17 protein-coding genes are annotated in these 18,531 nt (G+C 69.7%); 1 reads left to right on the forward strand and 16 read right to left on the reverse strand.

Annotation, left to right across the window (positions count from 1 at the left end; genetic code table 11):
* Nucleotides 1-8: 8 nt before the first annotated feature.
* Complete coding sequence (locus FYK34_RS03990; protein WP_149295163.1) at nt 9-623, reverse strand: glutathione S-transferase family protein; 615 nt, start codon at nt 621-623, stop codon at nt 9-11.
* 111 nt (nt 624-734) lie between these two features.
* Nucleotides 735-1,247, reverse strand: coding sequence for a MarR family winged helix-turn-helix transcriptional regulator (locus FYK34_RS03995; protein WP_149295164.1), 513 nt, complete (start codon nt 1,245-1,247; stop codon nt 735-737).
* A 112-nt stretch (nt 1,248-1,359) separates the two neighbouring features.
* Between FYK34_RS03995 and FYK34_RS04000 the strand changes: the two genes are divergently transcribed.
* On the forward strand, nt 1,360-2,238 hold the full coding sequence (locus tag FYK34_RS04000) for an EamA family transporter (RefSeq protein WP_149295165.1): 879 nt from the start codon (nt 1,360-1,362) through the stop codon (nt 2,236-2,238).
* On the opposite strand, the gene FYK34_RS04005 is transcribed toward FYK34_RS04000, so the two are convergent.
* From FYK34_RS04005 to FYK34_RS04070, 14 genes are all read right to left on the reverse strand, one after another.
* Nucleotides 2,235-2,762 carry a GNAT family N-acetyltransferase gene (locus tag FYK34_RS04005; protein WP_149295166.1) on the reverse strand — a complete coding sequence of 176 codons (528 nt, stop codon included), beginning with the start codon at nt 2,760-2,762 and terminating at the stop codon, nt 2,235-2,237. The genes FYK34_RS04000 and FYK34_RS04005 overlap by 4 nt on opposite strands.
* Nucleotides 2,763-2,859: 97 nt before the next feature.
* Nucleotides 2,860-4,440, reverse strand: coding sequence for an aldehyde dehydrogenase (NADP(+)) (locus tag FYK34_RS04010; protein ID WP_231137365.1), 1,581 nt, complete (start codon nt 4,438-4,440; stop codon nt 2,860-2,862).
* Nucleotides 4,437-5,810, reverse strand: a complete 1,374-nt coding sequence (locus tag FYK34_RS04015) for a diaminobutyrate--2-oxoglutarate transaminase family protein (protein ID WP_149295167.1) — start codon at nt 5,808-5,810, stop codon at nt 4,437-4,439. The genes FYK34_RS04010 and FYK34_RS04015 overlap by 4 nt, the downstream gene beginning before the upstream one ends.
* A gap of 40 nt (nt 5,811-5,850) precedes the next feature.
* The gene (locus tag FYK34_RS04020) at nt 5,851-7,281 is read right to left on the reverse strand and encodes an FAD-binding oxidoreductase (protein WP_149295168.1); all 1,431 of its coding nucleotides are present in this window, start codon (nt 7,279-7,281) and stop codon (nt 5,851-5,853) included.
* A gap of 6 nt (nt 7,282-7,287) precedes the next feature.
* Nucleotides 7,288-7,830 (reverse strand): permease, encoded by a 543-nt coding sequence (locus FYK34_RS04025; protein ID WP_149295169.1) that lies wholly within the window; start codon nt 7,828-7,830, stop codon nt 7,288-7,290.
* Nucleotides 7,831-7,886: 56 nt separating this feature from the next.
* Entirely contained in the window at nt 7,887-8,945 is a 1,059-nt protein-coding gene (locus tag FYK34_RS04030; protein ID WP_149295170.1) for a TauD/TfdA family dioxygenase, read from the reverse strand.
* Nucleotides 8,946-8,962: 17 nt separating this feature from the next.
* Entirely contained in the window at nt 8,963-9,625 is a 663-nt protein-coding gene (locus tag FYK34_RS04035) for a class I SAM-dependent methyltransferase (protein WP_149295171.1), read from the reverse strand.
* Between the two features lie 134 nt (nt 9,626-9,759).
* Nucleotides 9,760-10,935: a citrate/2-methylcitrate synthase gene (locus FYK34_RS04040; RefSeq protein WP_149295172.1), complete on the reverse strand. Its 1,176-nt coding sequence runs from the start codon at nt 10,933-10,935 to the stop codon at nt 9,760-9,762.
* Nucleotides 10,904-12,784 carry an acyl-CoA dehydrogenase gene (locus FYK34_RS04045; RefSeq protein ID WP_149295173.1) on the reverse strand — a complete coding sequence of 627 codons (1,881 nt, stop codon included), beginning with the start codon at nt 12,782-12,784 and terminating at the stop codon, nt 10,904-10,906. Before FYK34_RS04045 ends, FYK34_RS04040 begins: the two co-directional genes overlap by 32 nt.
* A 33-nt stretch (nt 12,785-12,817) precedes the next feature.
* Nucleotides 12,818-13,804 (reverse strand): beta-ketoacyl-[acyl-carrier-protein] synthase family protein, encoded by a 987-nt coding sequence (locus tag FYK34_RS04050; protein WP_149295174.1) that lies wholly within the window; start codon nt 13,802-13,804, stop codon nt 12,818-12,820.
* A gap of 4 nt (nt 13,805-13,808) precedes the next feature.
* A complete protein-coding gene (locus tag FYK34_RS04055) occupies nt 13,809-15,356 on the reverse strand; it encodes an acyl-CoA ligase (AMP-forming), exosortase A system-associated (protein ID WP_149295175.1) in 1,548 nt (515 codons plus the stop codon).
* On the reverse strand, nt 15,353-16,543 hold the full coding sequence (locus FYK34_RS04060) for a type III PLP-dependent enzyme domain-containing protein (RefSeq protein ID WP_149295176.1): 1,191 nt from the start codon (nt 16,541-16,543) through the stop codon (nt 15,353-15,355). Before FYK34_RS04060 ends, FYK34_RS04055 begins: the two co-directional genes overlap by 4 nt.
* On the reverse strand, nt 16,530-17,516 hold the full coding sequence (locus FYK34_RS04065) for a beta-ketoacyl-[acyl-carrier-protein] synthase family protein (protein WP_149295177.1): 987 nt from the start codon (nt 17,514-17,516) through the stop codon (nt 16,530-16,532). The genes FYK34_RS04060 and FYK34_RS04065 overlap by 14 nt, the downstream gene beginning before the upstream one ends.
* Before the next feature lie 23 nt (nt 17,517-17,539).
* Nucleotides 17,540-18,529 (reverse strand): ferritin-like domain-containing protein, encoded by a 990-nt coding sequence (locus FYK34_RS04070; RefSeq protein WP_149295178.1) that lies wholly within the window; start codon nt 18,527-18,529, stop codon nt 17,540-17,542.
* Nucleotides 18,530-18,531: the final 2 nt, after the last annotated feature.

Here is an 18,531-nt window from a genome sequence, read left to right on the forward strand (position 1 = left end):
TTCCTGATTCAGCTCTTGACGGCGGGCATGGCCACGAAGCCGGGCAGCGCTTCGACGCGGGCCAGCCAGGCGCGGACATGCGGATAGGGCTGCAGCGAGATGTCGCCTTCCGGCGCGCGGGCGGTGTAGCTGTACAGCGCGACGTCGGCGATGGTGGCGGCGCTTCCTGCCAGGAAGGGGCGCTCGGCCAGCTCTTCGTCCATCACCTGCAGCAGCGCGCGGGCGCGGCTGGCGGCCAGCTCGTAATCCAGCGGCACGCCGCGCCATTTGTGCAGCCGCGCCTGGGCCGCGCCGAAAGCCAGCGGGCCGGCGGCGGCGGACAGCCAGCGCTGCACGCGCGCCTCGCCCAGCGGGTCGGCTGGCAGCCAGTCGCCATGGCCGTAGCGGCGCGCCAGATAGACCAGGATGGCGTTGGAATCCGGCACCACCGCCTCGCCGTCCACCAAGACCGGCACCTGGCCGAAGCGGTTCAGCTTGAGGAAGGCCGGCTGCTTTTGCTCGCCTTCGGCCAGCTTCACCGGGATGGTTTCATACTCCAGCCCCAGCAGCGACAGCATCAGCCGCGCGCGGTGGCTGTGGCCGGACAGCGGGAAGTCGTATAGCCGGATGGCGGTGCGGGTCATGCGTGTCTCCTTGTCGGGGGATAGCTTGGGACCTTCACTTTGCCTGAGCGCCGCTCGCCGCGGAATGGCCGCGATGCGCAAGGAATTCTTTCGCCTATCGGAATAATCGGGCTAGCTAGCTTGGTCTTCAAGTGTTGCCAGCAATTCCGCCAGCCGTTTTTGCAGCGCCTCCACGCTGCGCGCTGGCAGCGCGGACAGGATGGCGTGTTCATTGGCGACATGGGCTTCCAGCGCGCGCTCTATGAGTTCGAAGCCGTCCGCGCTGAGCCGCACCAGGGTGCTGCGCGCGTCCTGCTCGCTGGCTACGCGTTCTATCCAGCCCTTGCCCTCCAATACCTTCAGCCTGTGGGTCATGGTGCCGGAGGTGACCATCAGCGAGGAAAACAGCTCGGTCGGCGCCAGGCAGTAGGGCGCGCCGCTGCGGCGCAGCGCGGCCAGCATGTCGAACTCCCAACCGCTGAGACCGTATTGCGCGAACACGCTGTCCAGCCGTTGCGATAACAATGCCGAGCAGCGGCTGAGCCTGCCGATCAACCCCATGGGGCTGACATCCAGGTCCGGCCTTTCCTTGGCCCATTGTTCGAGTATGCGGTCTACCGCGTCGCCTGTTCTGGTCTCGGACATATTGCACCATTGTCTTGAATTCAAGATTTATTTGCCTTGAATTCGAGATAAATGTTATCTTGAATTCAAGTTAACTCACCACCGATTATAACCGCAGGAAAAAGGATTGCCCATGTCTGGCCAACGCGCCTCCGCTCATTGGAGCGATGTCCTGATCACCGCCTTGGTGCCGGTGATCTGGGGCTCCACCTATATTGTCACCACCCAGCTGCTGCCGCCCGACCGTCCCTTCACCGCGGCCTTGCTGCGAGTGCTGCCCGCTGGCTTGCTGCTGGCCTGCTACGGCGGATGGCGGCCGGCCAAGGGGCAGTGGGGGCGCATGCTGTTATTGTCTTTCTTGAATATCGGCGCGTTCCAGGCCTTGCTGTTCGTCGCCGCCTACCGTTTGCCGGGCGGCCTCGCGGCCGTGGTGGGCGCCTGCCAGCCGCTATTGGTGATGGCGCTGGCCTGGCAGGTGGAAAGACGCAAGCCGGCCCGGCTGGCCTTGTGGGCCAGCCTGAGCGGGGTGGCCGGCATGGCGGCCTTGTTGTTGTCTCCCGGTACGCATTGGGACGGAGTGGGCATGCTGGCCGCCTTTGGCGGCGCGGTGGTGATGGCCTGCGGCACCTATCTGACGCGGCGCTGGCGTTTCCAGGCGCCGGTGGCGGGCCTGACCGGCTGGCAGCTGACGCTGGGCGGACTGATGCTGCTGCCGGCGGCCATGATCGCGGACCCGCCCTTGCCGGCTTTGAGCGCGACGCAGATCGGCGGCTATGCCTATTTGACGGTCTTCGGCGCCTTGGTCGCGTATCTGCTGTGGTTCCGCGGCATCGCCCGCCTATCGGCCGTGGCCGTCACGTCCTTGGGCCTGCTGAGTCCGCTGACCGCCGTGGTGCTGGGCTGGGCGCTGTTGGGGCAGGCCTTGTCGGCGCAATCCCTGTCCGGCCTGGCCATCGTGCTGGCCAGTGTGCTGGCGGTGCAGTGGAGCATGCTGGGCGCCGCGTCAAGCTAACTGGCTTCGGCGTTTTGCGGAAGCCGCCGCGCCATCATCAAGACGTCTTGGTATCGGCCATCAATGCAAATGGCCTCGCGTTTGCGGCCTTCCAGCAGGAAGCCATGCTTTTCGTAAAGCCTGATCGCGTGCAGATTGTCCTCGTGAACCGTCAACTCGATGCGGCGGAAGCCGCGTCGCTCCGCCAATCGCACGGTGTTTTCCAGCAACCAGCCGCCCAGGCCCATGCCGCGGTGGCTGGGCAACAGCCCTATGCCCAGCGTGCCGCCATGCTGGTAGATGGGGCGCGGATGCGGCGAGACATCGCACCAGCCCACGACTTGATTGCCGTCCAGCAACAGCAGATGCGGCGCCTGGCAAGCCAATTGGCTGCGCGCGTACTCCAGGGATGACGCTTTCGGGATTTCCAGAAATGACAGGAAGCGGCGCTCCCTGGCCACGCTGTCGCTGACGCGCCAGAAGTCCTCGGCGCGCTCGGCGCTCAGATGCTGCAGGGAAAACGCTGCCATATGCGGGCTGGGCATGATGATGGCCTCCTAGATAAGAGGTCATCTTATTGAAATGTCAATGGCATTGCAATTGCATGGCGTTTAGGCAGCGAGGGCGCTGTCGGGCGGGTCCTCAGTCGCCGCGCCACTCGCCCGCTACCCGCCGCCACAGCGCCAGCGGATTGTCGTCGGCCAATTGCGGCGGCAGCAGCGCGGCCGGCAGGTTCTGGTAGCACACGGGCCGCAGGAAGCGATCCATGGCGGCCAGGCCGACCGAGGTGGCGCGGCTGTCCGAGCCGGCCGGGAACGGCCCGCCGTGCATCATGGCCGGCGACACCTCCACCCAATTGGGGGAGCCATTGGCCAGCACGCGGCCGGCGCGCGCTTCCAGTACGGGCAGCAGCTCGCGCGCCAAGGGCAGGTCGGCCTCGTCCAGCTGCATGGCGGCGGCCAGCTGGCCATCCAGGCTGTGCGCGACTTCGAACCATTGATCCAAATCGCGGCAGGCCACCAACAGGGCGCAGGGGCCGAAAGCCTCTTCCGATAGTTCCGGCGCGGCGAGGAAGGCGTCGGCGCGGGTTTCGAACAGCGTCAGCCGCGCGGCATGCGGCCCTGTCGCGGCCTGTCCCGTAGCCAGCTCGGCCACGCCCGGCGCGGCGCGGATTCTTCGCAGCGCGGCTTGGTAGCCGGCGTGGATGGCCGACGTCAGCATGGTTTCGGCCGGCTTGGCGGCAGCGGCCTTGACGACGGCGGCGCGCAGGCGGTCCAGCGGCTCGCCTTCCAGCGCCAGCAGCAGGGACGGGCAGGTGCAGAACTGGCCGGCGTTCAGCGCCACCGCGTCCACCCAGGCGGCGCCTAGGCTTTCCGCGCGCGCGGCCAGCGCATGGGGCAGGACGAAGATGGGGTTGAGGCTGCCCATCTCGGCGAATACCGGGATGGGGCTGGGACGCAGCGCGGCGGCGCGCAGCAGCGCCAGTCCGCCCTGGCGGGAGCCGGTGAAGGCCACGGCGGCGATGGCGGGGTGGCGGACCAGCGCCAGGCCGATGTCGTGGCCGTCGCCTATCAGCAAGGAGAATACGCCCTCGGGCAGGCCGCAATCGGCCACGGCCTGTTGAATGACGCGGCCGGTCAGCTCGGACACGCCGGGGTGGGCCGGATGCGCCTTGGCTACCACCGGGCAGCCGGCGGCCAGGGCTGCGGCGGTATCGCCGCCCGCCACGGAGAAGGCCAGAGGGAAGTTGCTGGCGCCGAACACGGCCACCGGGCCGATGGCGACGCGGCGCGAGCGCAGGTCGGGCTTGGGCGGCAGCTTGCCGGGCTGGCCCGGCTCCACGATGGCGCCGGCGTCCAGCCCGCGGCGCGCGGCCTGGGCGAATTGGCGCAATTGGCCGACCGCTCGGCCGCGCTCCACGATCAACCGCGCCGGCGGCAGGCCGGTTTCGCGCGCGGCGCGTTCCAACAGCGCGTTGCCGGCGGCCAATAATCCGGCGGCGATGGCTTCCAGCAGCCGCGCCCGCGTCTCGCCGGAGGCGGCGCGCAAGGCCGGCGCGGCCTCGCGCGCCAGCCGGCAAGCCCGGTCCACGTCGCCGGCGTCGCCGCAGCCGAAGGCCGGTTCCAGAACCTCGCCGCTGGCCGGGTCTACGGCGCGCAGCGCGCCGGCGCGGCCATAGACGGCGGCGCGGCCTATCAGCATGTCTCCGCGGATTTCCATCATGAGGCCAGCGCCTCGCGGATGGCGCGCTCCAGCTTGTCCAGCGCCTCGTCCAGCTCGGCCGCGCTGATCACCAGCGGCGGCAGCAGCCGCAGCACGGCGGAGTGGCGGCCGCCGGTTTCTATGATCAGGCCGTTGGCCAGACAGCGTTTCTTGATGGCGCGCGCCAGATCGCCATCGGCCGGGCGGCTGCCCAGCGCGTCTGCCGGCGCGTCGGGATGCACGATCTCCAGCCCCCACATCAGGCCGCGTCCGCGCACGTCGCCTATGACCGGCAGCCGCGCGGCCAGCGCGCGCAGCGCTTCGCCCAGCTTTGCGCCGTCGGCGCGGGCCTTGGCCACCAGTTGATCTGACTGGATCACCTCCAGCGCGGCGGCGCCGGCCACCATGGCGATCTGGTTGCCGCGGAAGGTGCCGGCGTGGGCGCCGGCCTGCCAGGCGTCGTATTTTTCGTGATACAGCAGCATGGACAGCGGGAAGCCGCCGCCCACCGCCTTGGAGACCACCACGGCGTCCGGCGTGATGCCGGCGTGCTCGAAGGCGAACATGTCGCCGCTGCGGCCAAAACCAGTTTGGATTTCATCGATGATCAGCGGGATGTCGAAGCGGGCGGTGATCTCGCGCAGGCCGCGCAGCCAGCGCGCCGAGGCCGGGATGACGCCGCCTTCGCCCTGTATCGCCTCCACGATCAGCGCGGCAGGCTGGGTGATGCCGCTTTCCGGGTCGGCCAGCAGACGCTCGATATAGGCCAGCGAGATGTCCTCGGCGCGTTCGCCGCCGACGCCGAAGGGGCAGCGATAGGAATAGGGATAAGGCAGGAAGTGCACGTCCGGCATCAGCGAAGCGACCTGGCGTTTGGCGGTGAGGTTGCCGGTCAGCGCCAGCGCGCCGGCGCTCATGCCATGGTAGGCGCCGTGGAAAGCCAGCACGGTGCGGCGGCCGGTGGCGGTCTTGAACAGCTTGACGGCGGCTTCCACCGCGTCCGCGCCGCTGGGGCCGCAGCTCTGGAAACGGACATGGCGGGCGAAGTCCGGCGGCAGGCATTCCAGCAGCTTTTGCAGAAAGCGGTATTTGGCCGGCGTGGTGATGTCCAGCGCCTGGCTCACGTGGCCGGAGTGCAGGAAGTCGAGCACCTGGCTCTGCACTCGCGGGTGGTTGTGGCCGGTGGCCAGCGTGCCGGCGCAGGACAGGCAGTCCAGGTAGTCGCGGCCTTCGCTGTCGTAGACGCGGGCCAGGTGGCCGCGCGCGATGACGGTGTCGATGGCGTTGGCGTAAGTGCGGGCGGACGATTCGCGCGATTTGACGAAGTCGTACATTTCTTGGCCGGTCGTGGCTTGATCGGGAGCGGCGTCTAGCAGTTCGGTTGCGTTCATGGTGCGCCTTGTCGGGTGGGTGGGACAGGGAGTCTATGGTTCAGTCGTAGCGGTGGCGGCCCAGCGCCGCCGCCGGGTCCAGCAGCCGCTGCAGCCTGGCGGCCAGGCCTTGCGCGGCGGCGCCGGTGAATTTGCGGTAAAAGGCCGCGTTGAGCGGGCCGACGCCGTGCTCGGCGCTGAAGCTGCCGCCATGCTCGGCCGTCAGCCGGTACAGCGCGCTTTTCAGCATGGCGAGCTTGGCCGGGCCGTAACTGGCGGCCAGCTCGCGCGGCAGCAGTGCGATCAAATGGCAGCCGCCGTCGCCGAAATGGCCGAAGTCGTACAGCCGCAGCGCCGGGTGCTCGGCTGCCAGCCAGCGCTCGGCGGCGGCGAGGAAGGCCGGCAGCCGGGAGCGCGGCAGGCCGACATCGAAAGACAGCGGAATGCCCTCCGCCGCCAGCGCCAGCGGCAGGCTGTCGCGCAGCGGCCATAGCCGTTCGGCTTGGCCGAAGGCCGCGTCCAGGATCAGGCCGCGCGCATGCAGGCTGGTTAGCAACGCCTCGGCCCGTTCTTGCAGCAGCGCGTCCAGCCCCGGCATGGCGCTGGCGAACTCGATCAGCGCGTAGCAGCCGGCGGCGCTGCCCGCCAGCGGGTGGCGCAGGACCGGAAACTGGCGCAGCGTGGCGTCCAGCGCCGGCGCGCCGATCACCTCGAAGGCGGACAGCATCTCGCCGAAGCTTTGCTCGCAGGCGTCCAGCGCGGCGAGCGCGGCTTCTCTCGCCGGCAGGGCGGCGAACAGCGTCAGCGAGGAAGCGTCGCGCCGCTTCAAGTCCCAGGATGCGGCGGTGATGACGCCCAGCGCGCCGCCGCTGCCTATGAACAGCTGCTTCAGGTCTATGCCGGCATTGTTCTTGCGCAGCGGGGCGGTCAGGTCCAGCACGCTGCCGTGTTCATCGGCCAGCACCACCTCCAGGCCCAGCAGATTGCGGCGGACGTCGCCGTGGCGCAGCAGCCGGCTGCCGCCGGTATTGGCGCCGACCAGGCCGCCGACGGCCGGGTCGCTGCCCACGTCTATCGGCAGCCACAGCCCATGCGGCTCCAGCCGGCGGTTCAATTCGGACAGCGGCAGGCCGGCCTCGGCCACCGCGCTGCGGTTGAGCGGGTCGAACTCGCGCAGCCTGCGCATCCGTTCCAGCGACAGCACGGCCTGGCGGCCGGAGCCGTCCGGCACCGCGCCGCCTACCAGCCCGCTGCGACCGCCCTGCGGCACCAGCCGCGCGCGGTGGCGCACGGAGGCGCGCAGCAGGGCGCTGACGGCGGCCGTGCTATCCGGCAGCAGCACGGCGGCGGCCTGGCCATGGCAGCCGGAGGCGTCGGCCTGGTAGGGCGCGCAGGCCTCGCCGCGCAGCAGCGCGCCGGGCGGCAGCAAGGAGGCGGCTTCGGCCAGGAAGGCGTCGAGGCCGGAGGCGGGGGCGAGCAAGGCGGCATTCATCGCGCCTTACCTCGCCGGCGCCAGTTGCCGCGCCAGCCTGCCGCGGATCAGCAATACCGCCAGCACCGGCGCGACGCCGCCCAGCAGCGGGCTGTGCCGCAGCCACAGCGCGATGGCGATGGCGGCGCCGGCAGCCGCCAGCAGCAGCGCGGATACGCGCCGCACGCGCTCCGCGTCATGGTGCGCTTCGCCTATGAAGCCCAGCGGCGAGAACAGCGTGGCGGCCAAGCCGATGGCGAATACCGAGGCCAGGGCCGGCGCGGCGCCGTAGCCGCGGCCCCATAGGTCCACGGCCTGGGCCGAAACCAGCGCCAGCAGCGCGCCTATCGCCAGATAGAGGTCGATGCCCAGGGCGATCCAGCTGCCGGCGCGCCGCTTCAGCAGCCAGGCCATGTGGGGCAGCGCCAGCGCGCCGCCGGCCAGGTAGGCATCCTGCCAGCGCAGGCCGGCGTCGCCGGGCGCGAAGCGGCCCCACATCAGGAAAACGACGGCCGGCGCGAAGGCGGCCGCGTGGGCGAGATAGGAACGGACCCATTGAATGGGAGACATGGACTTCTTCCTTGCTTGGCTTGGCCGCGCGCCCGGCGATGGCGCGCGGCGACGGGTCAATCAAACAGCGCGACCTGGATGTCGCGCGGCCCCTGGAAAGGGTTGCGGCCATGGGCGACGGCGATGTTGTCCAGCAGCAGCAGGTCGCCGCGCTGCCAGGGGAAGGCGATCTCCTCAGCGTCCAGCGCGTCGTAGATGGGCGCGATCTCCTCCGGCGCGATGGGCGTGCCGTCGCCCAGCCGCACTTCATACGGCCGCGCCGGGCGGTCGCGGTACAGCAGCCGGATGTATTCGTAGCCGGCCGCGCCCATGGCGCGCGCGTTGTTGTGCTGGGTGGACAGCTGGTTGAACCAGATTTCCTCGCCGGTGACCGGGTGGCGCGCGGTGGCGCCGCCGGTGTTGGACACGGTCAGGCTGCCGTCGTCCAGCCAGCGGAAGCCCAGGCCGGTGTCGCGGCACAGCCGCTCCACCTGGGCAGGGTCGTCGCTCTGGAACACGTCGTCCCAGGGACGGTGGTATTCGCGCATGGTGGAGTTCTTGGGCTCGCCGTCCTGGCTGGGGCGGCGGAAATTGCGCAAGTATTGGATGCCGCGCTGGCGGAAGCGCTCGACCAGCGCCGGCGGCAGCCGCCGCGTCACCGCGCGCATATCGCAGAGGATGGTCTCGCCGCCGCGCGCCGAGGGCTGCTTGCAGAAGAAGGCCAGCCGGCGCGGGTAGTGCGCCATATAGGCCTTCTCCTGGTGCAGGCCTATTTTCAGCGAGGCCGGAATGCGCGTGGACTCGTAGACTTTGCCGTCGATATTGCGGCGCGGGGTGGCGCCGCCGATATAGCCGAAGGCATGCTCCGGGTACTGCGCGGCGATGGCCTGGAAATGCGCGGTTTCGCTGAGCGCGAAGCCGCGCAGCAGCACGCTGCCGAACGCCAGCACGGCCTGTTCCAGCACCGGAAGCTTGGCGCGGTGCCAGTCGGCGACGGCTGCCGGATCGTGGCGCAGGGCCTCGTCCAGCGGCGTGATCAGCAGCGGCATGCGCCACGGCGAGTAGGGGCGGCAGGCCACCTGGTCCTCGCCCAGCGCGCGCTGGAAGCTCAGCGCCTGATCGGCGGCGTGTTCCATGATGCTCTCCTTGGGTTTCAGACCGGCAGCGGCTTGCGGATCAGGATTTCAAAGCCCAGCGCGCCCAGGCCGGCGCTGGGGCTGCTCACCGCGCAGCAGTCGGCCAGGCCGGCTTCCGCCACCAGTTCGCGCGCCTCGTCCAGCGTGACTTTTTCCTCGACATGGGTGGGCGGGTAGCCGACGGCGGCGCGCATCTGGGTGAACTTCTCCAGCAGGGCCGGCGACACGTCGCGCCGCATGTCGTGCACCAGGCCGATGCCGCCCGGCTGCAGTACGCGGTACATCTCGGTCAGGCTTTTGATCTTGTCCGGCAGGTGGTGCAGCGTGGCGCGGCTGACCGCCATGGCCAAGCTGCCGTCGGCGAAGGGCAGCGCCTGGGCGTCGCCCACTTTCAGTTCGATGATGTCGGCCAGGCCCATCTCGGCGATGCGCGGGCGGCCGCCGTCCAGCATGGTTTCGTCCAGGTCCAGGCCGATGAAGCGCCAGTCCTTGAATACCGGGTCGGCCGCCAGGCGCACCGGCACCACGGCGGTGGCGGTGCCGATGTCGACCAGCGCGCCGGGGGCCATGCCGCGCGCCAGCTGGCGGATGCGGGTGACGAACAGCACGTCCCACGGTTCCAGCGCCTGCGAGGCGAAGCGGTCGTATTCATCGGCCGGGCGGAGGTTTTTCAATAGCATTGGTGTGTCTCCAGTGAGTCAAACAGAATCGTGAGCGGCTAAAGCAACGGCTGAGGCCAGGCGCGCCGACGCGGACAGTGCAATTCGCACGGCAAGGAGGCGCAACGCGGCAGCAGGCGTTTCTTTGGCCGCGCTCACAGCCAGCCGACGGGCACGGTGGCCAAGAGCTTGCGCGCGGCCTTGCTGCTGACGCCGAAGGCGGGCCGGTCGCGCCGTTCTATCGCGTGCGCCACCATGGCGGCGACGCGGGCGCACAGGCCCAGGCCCACGCCCCAGCGCGGTTCGCTCACGCCCAGGTCCAGCAGGGCGGCGGCGGTGATGAAGTCGATATTGGGCCGTAGGCCCTTGCGCTCCAGGGCGCGGCGGCAGGCCAGGTCGAACAGCCGGATATGGGGGCCTTCAAAGCCCCATTCGGCGAACAGCGCGCGGATGTGCGGCGGGCGCGGGTCTTCGACGAACAGCGGATGGCCGAAGCCGAATAGCAGCTGGCCGGGCGAATCCAGCGCCAGGTCCACGGCGGCGAAGACTGCCTCGTCGCTTGCGTCCGGCCCTATGCTTTTCAGCCAGGCCAGCGCCTCCTCGGCCGCGCCCACATGCTTGGGGCCGCTGGCCATGAAGCCGGCCGCCAGGGCCTGCGGCAGGGTGACGCCGGTGCCGATGGCGGTGCGCGGCACCAGCACGGTGGGCGTGATGTAGCCAAAGCCGGCGTGCCAGGCCACCAGCAGCGCGTCCACGGCGCGCCGCGCGGCTGTGTCGCGCCGGGCCGAGCCCATGGCCGCCAGCGCGCGCTCGGCGTGGCTGGCGCCGCCGACGATCGCGTCGCCCTGGCCCATCGCCGCCGCCAGCATGGCCGGCGCGGCGGCGATGCCGACCAGGCCCTGGATGAAGTCGTCGCCGTCCGGCAGGCCGCGCGCGGCGGCCTCGGCGCGGGCGACGCGCTCCAGCGCCGACAGATCGGCCAGGAAACCGCAGGCCGCGGCCTGCACCATGCCGGCGCCGCTGGCGGCCACCGCCCGCACCGCGGCCAGGCAGGGCTGTCCGGGCATGGACTCGGCCACGGCGTCCAGCGCGGCGTCCACCGCCTGGGCGACGGCGGGGGCCGGCGTGCCGCCGAGCCACACGCGCCACAGCGCGCTGGCGAAGTCGATATGGCCGATCAGCTCGTTCAGATTGCTGCCGCGCACCCACAGGCCCTCGTTGGGCTCTATGGTGGCGCCGTCGATATCCGTGCCGCGGTACAGCGTGCGGGAGCCGCCGAACAAGGATTGCGGCGCGGCTTCAGACGGCGGAGCGGAGACGGTTTGCGTCATGGCTGTCCTCCTGCGCGAGTTCGTCCAGGGAAATGGCTACGGCGGCGTCGGCCAGGCCCAGGATGGCCTGCTCGTGCATGCGCACCGTGGGCAGCAGGTTGGCGAAGAAGTAGCGGGCGGTTTTCAGCTTGCCGCGATAGAAGGCGGCCTCGGCGTCGCTCTGCTCGCGGGCCAGCGCCTGGGCGGCCAGCGCGGCGCCTTCCAGCAGGCTCCAGCCGCAGACGGTGTAGCCCAGCATTTCCAGGAAGCGGGTGTAGAACTGGCTGCTTTCTTGCATCAGGCCGTCGCGCACCGCCTCGCCTATGCGGGCCAGCGCCTGCTCCACCGAACGCATGGCCGCGTCCAGCTGCAAGGGCAGCTGGGCGAGCGAGGGGTCTACGCTGCCGCCGGCCAGGAAGGCGTCCAGCTCCTCGCGCAGATACTTGATCAGGCGCGAGTTGCGGCCGAAGCCCAGCTTGTCGCGCACCAGGTCTTGCGCCTGGATGTAGTTGGTGCCTTCCCAGATGGACAGGATCTTCACGTCGCGCGCGTTCTGCTCCACCGGGTAGGCGTCGGTGTAGCCTATGCCGCCGTGAATCTGGATGGCCAATTCGCAGATTTTCCAGGATTGGTCGGAGACGAAGGCCTTGCACACCGGAGTCAGCAGCTGCACCAGCTTGCGTTGCTTTTCTATCTTCATCTCGTCCGGCGCGGCCTCGGCCTCCAGCGCGAAGGCCTCGGTGGAGGCGGCGGTGAGCTTGCCCAAGAGGCCGCGGCAGCCTTCGACGCGCGCCTTCATGTCCAGCAGCATGCGCTGCACGTCGCCGTGCTCGGCTATCGGCAGGCTAGGCGCGGCGGCGTCCGAGGTGCGCTCGATGGCGCGGCCCTGGCGGCGCTTGCCGGCGAACGCCACCGAGTGCAGATAGGCAGAGGAGGCCAGGCCCAGGCCGATCACGGCCGTGCTGATGCGCGCCTGGTTCATCAACGGGATCAGCTGCAGCAGGCCGGCGTTCTTGCGGCCGCCCAGCAGCACGCCGCGGGTGACGCCCTTGCGGCCGAATACCAGCCGGGTGTTGGCGCAGCCTTTCAGCCCCATCTTGACCGGCAGCTCGGCGCACTCGACGAAGTTATCCTCCAACTCGCCGGTTTCCGGATTGGGCCAATAGCGCGGCACCAGTAGGCAGGACAGGGAGTAGGAGCCGCCAGCGGCGTTGCCGAGACGGCCCAGCACGAAGTAGACGGTGTTGTCGGTCAGCTCATGCATGCCGGCGGAGATGAACACTTTCTCGCCGGTCACCGCGTACACGCCTTCCTGCTCCAGCGGCTCGGCCAGGGTCTTCACCGCGGTCAGGTCGCTGCCGGCCTGGGACTCGGTGGCGCAGAAGCAGGCGTCCCACTCGTGGCGCTGCAGCTTGTCCAGATAGGTGGCCTTCTGCTCCGGCGTGCCGTGCAGGCGGAACAGCTTGATCGCCGGCAGGTTGAAGCCGCCGTAGGTCATGAAGGCCGGATTGGCGCCCATGAACATTTCCTGGATGGCCTGGCGCAGAATGGGTGGCAGGGCGGGGCGATGGATGTCGCCGCTATTGCCCAGCACCGGCACCCATTCCGCCTTGTAGCGTTGCCATAGCGCGTGGAATTCCTGGGGGATGGCGACTTCGCCGTTGTCCAGCAGCCGGCACTCCTGGCGGTCCGATGCCTGGTAGGCGCGGCCCAGCTCCAGCGCGAACTCGCGCGCCCGCTCCAGCAGGCCGTCGTAGTAGGCGCGGTCCTTGTCGTTGAAGGGCGGGCGCGACAGGAACTGCCCTTCAGCCCGGTTTTGTTCCCACAGGAAGAAGCGAAGCTCGCGCAAGCTGACTTTGTAAGCGGACATATTCGGTTTCCGTGATGAGGATGGGGCCGCGGCTCAGGCCGCGGCGGAAATCTGCGCCACCATGGCGCCGGACAGGCCGCACAGGGCGGCGTCCCATAGCAGGGCGGCGGCCTGTTCGCCGGGCCGCAGCGCGGCGCGCAATTCGAGCAAGGCTAGCAGCGGATCGGCGTTGGACAGATGGCAGCCGCCGCGCGCCATGCGGCGGGCGGGCGCGATGCCCAGCTCGTCGGCCACGCGGGCGGCGAAGTCCGCGCCGAAACCGGCGGGCAGCAGCCAGTCGATGTCGGACGCGCGCATGCGGGCCTGCTCCAGCGCGTCGCTGGCCGCTTGCACGGCCTGCGGCAGCAGCCGTTCTGCCAAGGCCGACGGCGCCTGTTCCCAGGGGCTGGCGATCGCTTCGCCGTAGTGGACGGCGTGGGACAGGATGCGGCCGACGCCGCCTTCGCCGCCGCCATCCAGCAGCATGGCCGCCCCGCCGTCGCCGTAGGCCACCAGGTCGCCCCAGGCGCGGAAGAAGGGATAGAGCCATTTGTCGGCGGCCACCAGCAGCACGCGGCCGCCCTGGGCGCACAGCGCCTCGATCAAGGTCAGCGCGTTGTAGACGCCGGCGGTGCCGGACTGGCCGACGGCGAAGGGCAGCGCGTCGTCCAGGCCCAGCGCGTGCTGGACGCGGCCGGACAGGGATTCGTTGATGCGCTGGTTCAGCGAGGCGTTGGCGACGACGATGTGGGTGACGGCGGCCAGCTCCTCGGCGGCGACTTGCCGGCGCAAGGCGTCCACGGCCTGCAGGGCGAGGTCGGCGTGGCTGAGCCTGGCCTCGGCCACCGGCAGCGAGACCGGCGCGCTTGGCGTCAAGCGCAGGGTTTCTTCTTCGTCCAGCTTGCCCTTGCCGCGCGGCAAGGCGTGGACGGCGGACGGGAACAGCAGGTGGCCGTAGCCGAAGTTGCGTTCGGCGGCCTGGACGCCGTGGAAGTCGGCGCGCTCCGGCAAGGCGGAGGCGATGGCGCGTATGCAGAGCATGGCGTTATCCAGTATGGGTGGGGGAGTCGGCGAACAGGCCGGCGAACTGCTGTTTCAGCTGTTTGCGGTCTATCTTGCCGTTGGGGTTGCGCGGCAGCGGCTCGGCGTGGAAGGACAGGCGCTGCGGCACCATATAGCTGGGCAGCCGCTCGCGGCACAAGGCGAGCAGCTCGGCCTCGGCCACGCCGTCGGCGCCGTGCAGGCTGACCGCGATGGCTTCGCCCAGCATGGGGTGAGGCACGCCGTAAGCGGCCGCTTCATGCACGCCGGGCAGCGCGAACAGAATTTCCTCCACTTCGGTGGGGCTGACGCGGTAGCCGGAGGTCTTGATCATGTCGTCGCCGCGCGCCACGAAGTACAAATAGCCTTCCTCGTCGCGGTAGACGATGTCGCCGGACCACACCGCCGCCTCCTGGCGCGGAATCTGGCCGTGCGGGCCTTGCCATGGCCGGAAGCGGTGGGCGGTCAGCTCCGGATCGTTCCAGTAGCCCAGGGTGACGAAGGCGCCGCGGTGCACCAGCTCGCCCGGCTCGCCCGGCGCGCATTCCGCGCCGTCCGGCCGCAGCACGCGGATGTCGGCGTTGGGCACCGCCTTGCCGATGGAGCCGGGGCGGGCGGCGGCGTCTTCCGGTTGCAGATAAGTGGAGCGGAAGGCTTCGGTCAGGCCGTACATCAGATAGGGCTGGGCCTGGGGGAAGGCCAGACGCAGCTTGTCCAGCAGCGGGCCGGGCATGTGGCCGCCGGTATTGGCGAAGCGGCGGACGCGCGCGCCGGTTGCGGCAGGCCAGTGGGCGGCCATCAGCTGCATCCACAGCGGCGGCACGCCGGTGATGGCGGTGACGCCGTGGCGCTCGCAGAAGGCCGGCACTTCCTTGGGCTGCAGGAAATCCAGCGGCGCGTAGCAGGCGGCGCTGGCCAGCGCGGTAGTCAACTGACTGAAGCCGGCGTCGAAGCTCAGCGGCAGGATGCCCAGGATCACGTCGTCCTCGGCCAGACCCAGGTAGGCCGACACGCTGTCGGCGCCGGACACCAGATTGCGCTGCGACAGCACCACGCCCTTGGGGCGGCCGGTGGAGCCGGAGGTATAGAGGATGGCGGCCGGGTCGTTGTCGGTGGCTTCCGGCTCCGCCGCGTCCAGCATGGCGTCGGGCAGGGCCTCCAGTTTCCAGCATTGCAGCGCCAGTCCGTCCAGCGCCTCGGCCAGCCGCGCCAGCCGCGCGCCGGTGCTGACCAGGAGCCGCGCGCCGCTGTCGGCCAGGATGTGGCGCAGCTGGGCAGGCTTCAATTGCGGGTTGACCGGCACCAGGATGGCGCCGCGCGCGTTGACGGCCAGCATCATGGCCACGGTGTCGTATTGCTTGCCGGCGTAGACGGCGACGCGGTCGCCGGGCTGGATGTCGGCGGCGGCCAGCCGCGCGGCGTGGCGGCGGACGTCGGCCAGCAACTGGGCGTAGCTGGCGCGCGTCTCGCCCTGGGCGAAGGCCGGGCGTTCGCCGTGGCGCTCGGCGCTCAGCCGCAGCAGATGGTAAAGGCTGATGCGGGCGCGGTTCATGCGGTTTCTCCGGTCTGGTGGATGTAGGCGCCGGCCGCGCCCAGCGACAGGAAGCCGCTGACGCTGTAGCTGGGGTGATAGGCGCCGCATTGGTCGAAAATCACCAGGTCGCCGACGGCGGGCGCGGCCTGCGGATCGGGCTGCCAGCCTATGACGTCGGCGCGGCTGCAGGTGCTGCCCACAAAGCGCACGGGCTGGACGGCCGCGCCTTCGGGCGCCGGCTGGCGGCGCAGCAGGCGCGGCGCGGCGTATTTCTTGATGGCGGACTCGGTGCGCGCCAGCAGGAAGTTGTGGCTGAGGCCGCCGTCGCACACGGCTATGGTCTGGCCGCCCAGGGTCTTCACCGCGCGCACGCGGGTGGCGAACAGGCCGGCGCCGGCGAAGATGGCGCGGCCGGATTCGTGCGCCAGCTGGAAGCGCTGGCGCAGCGGAGCCAGCCGCTCGCGGTAGGCGGCGAAGACGGACTCGTCCTCGTGGAAGCGTTCGCCGAAGCCGCCGCCGCAGTTGAGCATGGCGATGGGCGCGCCGGCGACGCGCTCGATGTCGCCGGCCAGGGCGGCCAGCGCGTGGGCGAGGTCGGCCGAGTCGCCGCCGCGCTCGTCCACGCGGAACTGGTGCGAGCCGACGAAGCTGTGCAGGCCGATGACCGGCACATCGGCGCGGCTCAGCGCCGCCGCCGCCAGCATGGCTTCCTGCGGGCTCATGCCGAAGTGGTCGGCCGCCTCCTTGCGGCGGCCCGGCATCAGCTCGGCCGCGTTCAGCCGCAAGATGGTCTGCGGCGCGGGTTGCTTGCCCAGCACGGCAATCAATCGTTCGGCCTGGCCCAGGCTGTCGATGATGAAGACGCAGCGCGAAGCCAGGGCGGCGCGCATGAAGGTCTCGTCCATCGAGGGGTTGTTGACGTACTTGGTCGACGAGATGCGGCCGACGGCCAGGTCCAGTTCGCCCAGGCTGGCCAGCTCCACGCCGTCGACGAAGCCATGGCCGCAGCGTATCAGCAGCTCCAGATTGGAATTGGCCTTCAGCGAGACGATCAGCCGGCTGTCCAGCAGCTCGCGCAGCTTGCGGTAGCGCGCCAGGACGATAGACGGGTCGAACACGTAGCCGGGCGTCTTGACGTCCCACAGCCATTGCAGGGCCTGCTCGTCTGGCGGCAGCGGGATGGAAAGGGCGTCAGTTTGCGTCATGGCTGGCCACCGGGTGCAGGGTGAGGGCGGAGAAGGCGCCGCTATTGGACTGGGTCACGCTGATCAGGTGGCGGCCGGCGTCCACTTGAGCCAGGCCGATGTCGGCCAGGTTGACGGCCAGGTCGGAACAGCAGGCGTGGCCTTTTTGCAGGATGTTGTCGGCGCGCAGGATTTCCAGCGGAATGCCCATGGCCTTGCAGATGGAGATCCAGCCTTTGTGGTCCGAGTTGTGCGGCAATACGCAGCCGTAATCGGCCAGCGCCACGCCGCTGTCGGCCACCGCCTGCTGCATCACCTTGCGGGTGTAATGCCATTCCAGATTGATCATTTCGCGCTCCACCGCGGCATTGGTGTCCGATCCCTGGTGCCATTTGCCATAGTTGCGCAGGGCCAGCGCGCCGATGCGGTTGCGGCGGCTTTCGCGTTCCACCAGCAGGCAGGCGGCGCCGTCGCTTTGCACGCCGGACATCTGGCGCAGGCGGAAGCGCTCGCCGTAGACGCGGTCGACGGAGACGATGACGGCGCGGCGCAGCCCCGGATGGCTGGCCATCAGCGCCTGCACCAGCTGGATGGCGGCGGCGTTGGACGAGCAGTTCAGCTGGTTGACGGAGCCGGCCCAGAGCGGGCGCAGGCCGAAGCGCGAGACCAGCTCCAGCGGCAGGCTGCGCGGCGCGGCCGGCACGCTGAACAGCTGGGTGTGCACGTGGATCAGCGCGCCGACTTCGTCCGGGCGCAGGCCGGTTTCGTCGAACAGCCGCGCCAGGGCGCGCTCGGCCAGTTCGACTTCGCCGATGTCCGGCGCGGCGTGGAAGTGGCGGCAGCCGGAGCGGAGAATGGCCTGGACGCGGGTGTCCTGCCAGTTGTGCTGGGCGGCGCAGGCTTCGATGTCCTGCAGCTCGCCGGGAAAGTGGTAGGCGGCGGCTTCTATGCCTATCCAGGCCGGGGCGGCCGCTGGGCTTGCGTTGCGGGTCATGCGGGGTTTCCTCGTCTGGCGAATCAGGCCGGCAGCGGCATGGCGGCGTAGTCCATCACCTGCAGTTGTTCGAATACCTTCTGCACGCGCGGGCTGAGCAGGCCCATCTCGCGTATGGTGGGCACCAGGCGGCGGAAGATGGAGCGGCGCATGGAGCTGGTGACCGGCGAGTTGCGCACCAGGTGGGCGCATTCCTTCTTGGACAGGCCCATGGGCTCCCAGATGTCGTCGGCGCACAGGTGTTCGTGCAGGGTGTGCGCGCCTTCGGCCACGAACTCCTCGCGCTCCTTGCGTTCCGTCGCGCTCATTTCCTGGTAGACGCGGCACAGCGTGATGCGGCCGATGGCGAAGTGGCGGGCTTCGTCGCGCTGGATGCGGGTGACCATGTCGCGGATGAAGGGGTCCTGGCTGTAGGCGACGATGCTCTGGAACAGCGACAGCGCGATGCCTTCCACCAGCACCTGCATGCCCAGATTGGTGATGTCCAGTTCCTTGCTGCTGATGGTGTCGCCCAAGAGGCTCTTCAGCGATTGGCTCATCGGGTAGCTGATGGGCAGCTTGTCGTTGACCAGGCGGCCGAAGGCCTCGATGTGGCGGGCCTCGTCCATGATCTGGCCGGCGGCGCACAGCCGCGCCGATAGGCTTTCCTCGGCCACGGCCAGCTTGGAGGCGCAGATCAGCGCGGCCTGCTCGCCGTGCAGCACCTGCGACAGGGTCCAGCCCTGGGAGTGGTGGCGCACCTCGGCGCGGCCCTTGGCGTCCAGCTTGTTCCAGACGTCGGTGCCGTAGATCAGCAGCGTGCCGTCCGGCATGCCCAGCGGGTTGTCGGCGTTTAACTCCTGGCTCCAGTCCAGGTCGACATTGACGTCCCACTGGTTGGCCTTGGCCTTTTGGTAGATGGCGTTCAGGCTGTCGTCGGCGAAGTCGTAGCTTTCCGACATGAAGGCGTCCAGCTCGACCTTCCATTTGTAAGGCTGGGCCGCGTCCTGGCTCGGTTCTAGCGTGGCTTGCATAT

The organism is Chromobacterium paludis (assembly GCF_008275125.1).
GTDB classification, from domain to species: domain Bacteria; phylum Pseudomonadota; class Gammaproteobacteria; order Burkholderiales; family Chromobacteriaceae; genus Chromobacterium; species Chromobacterium paludis.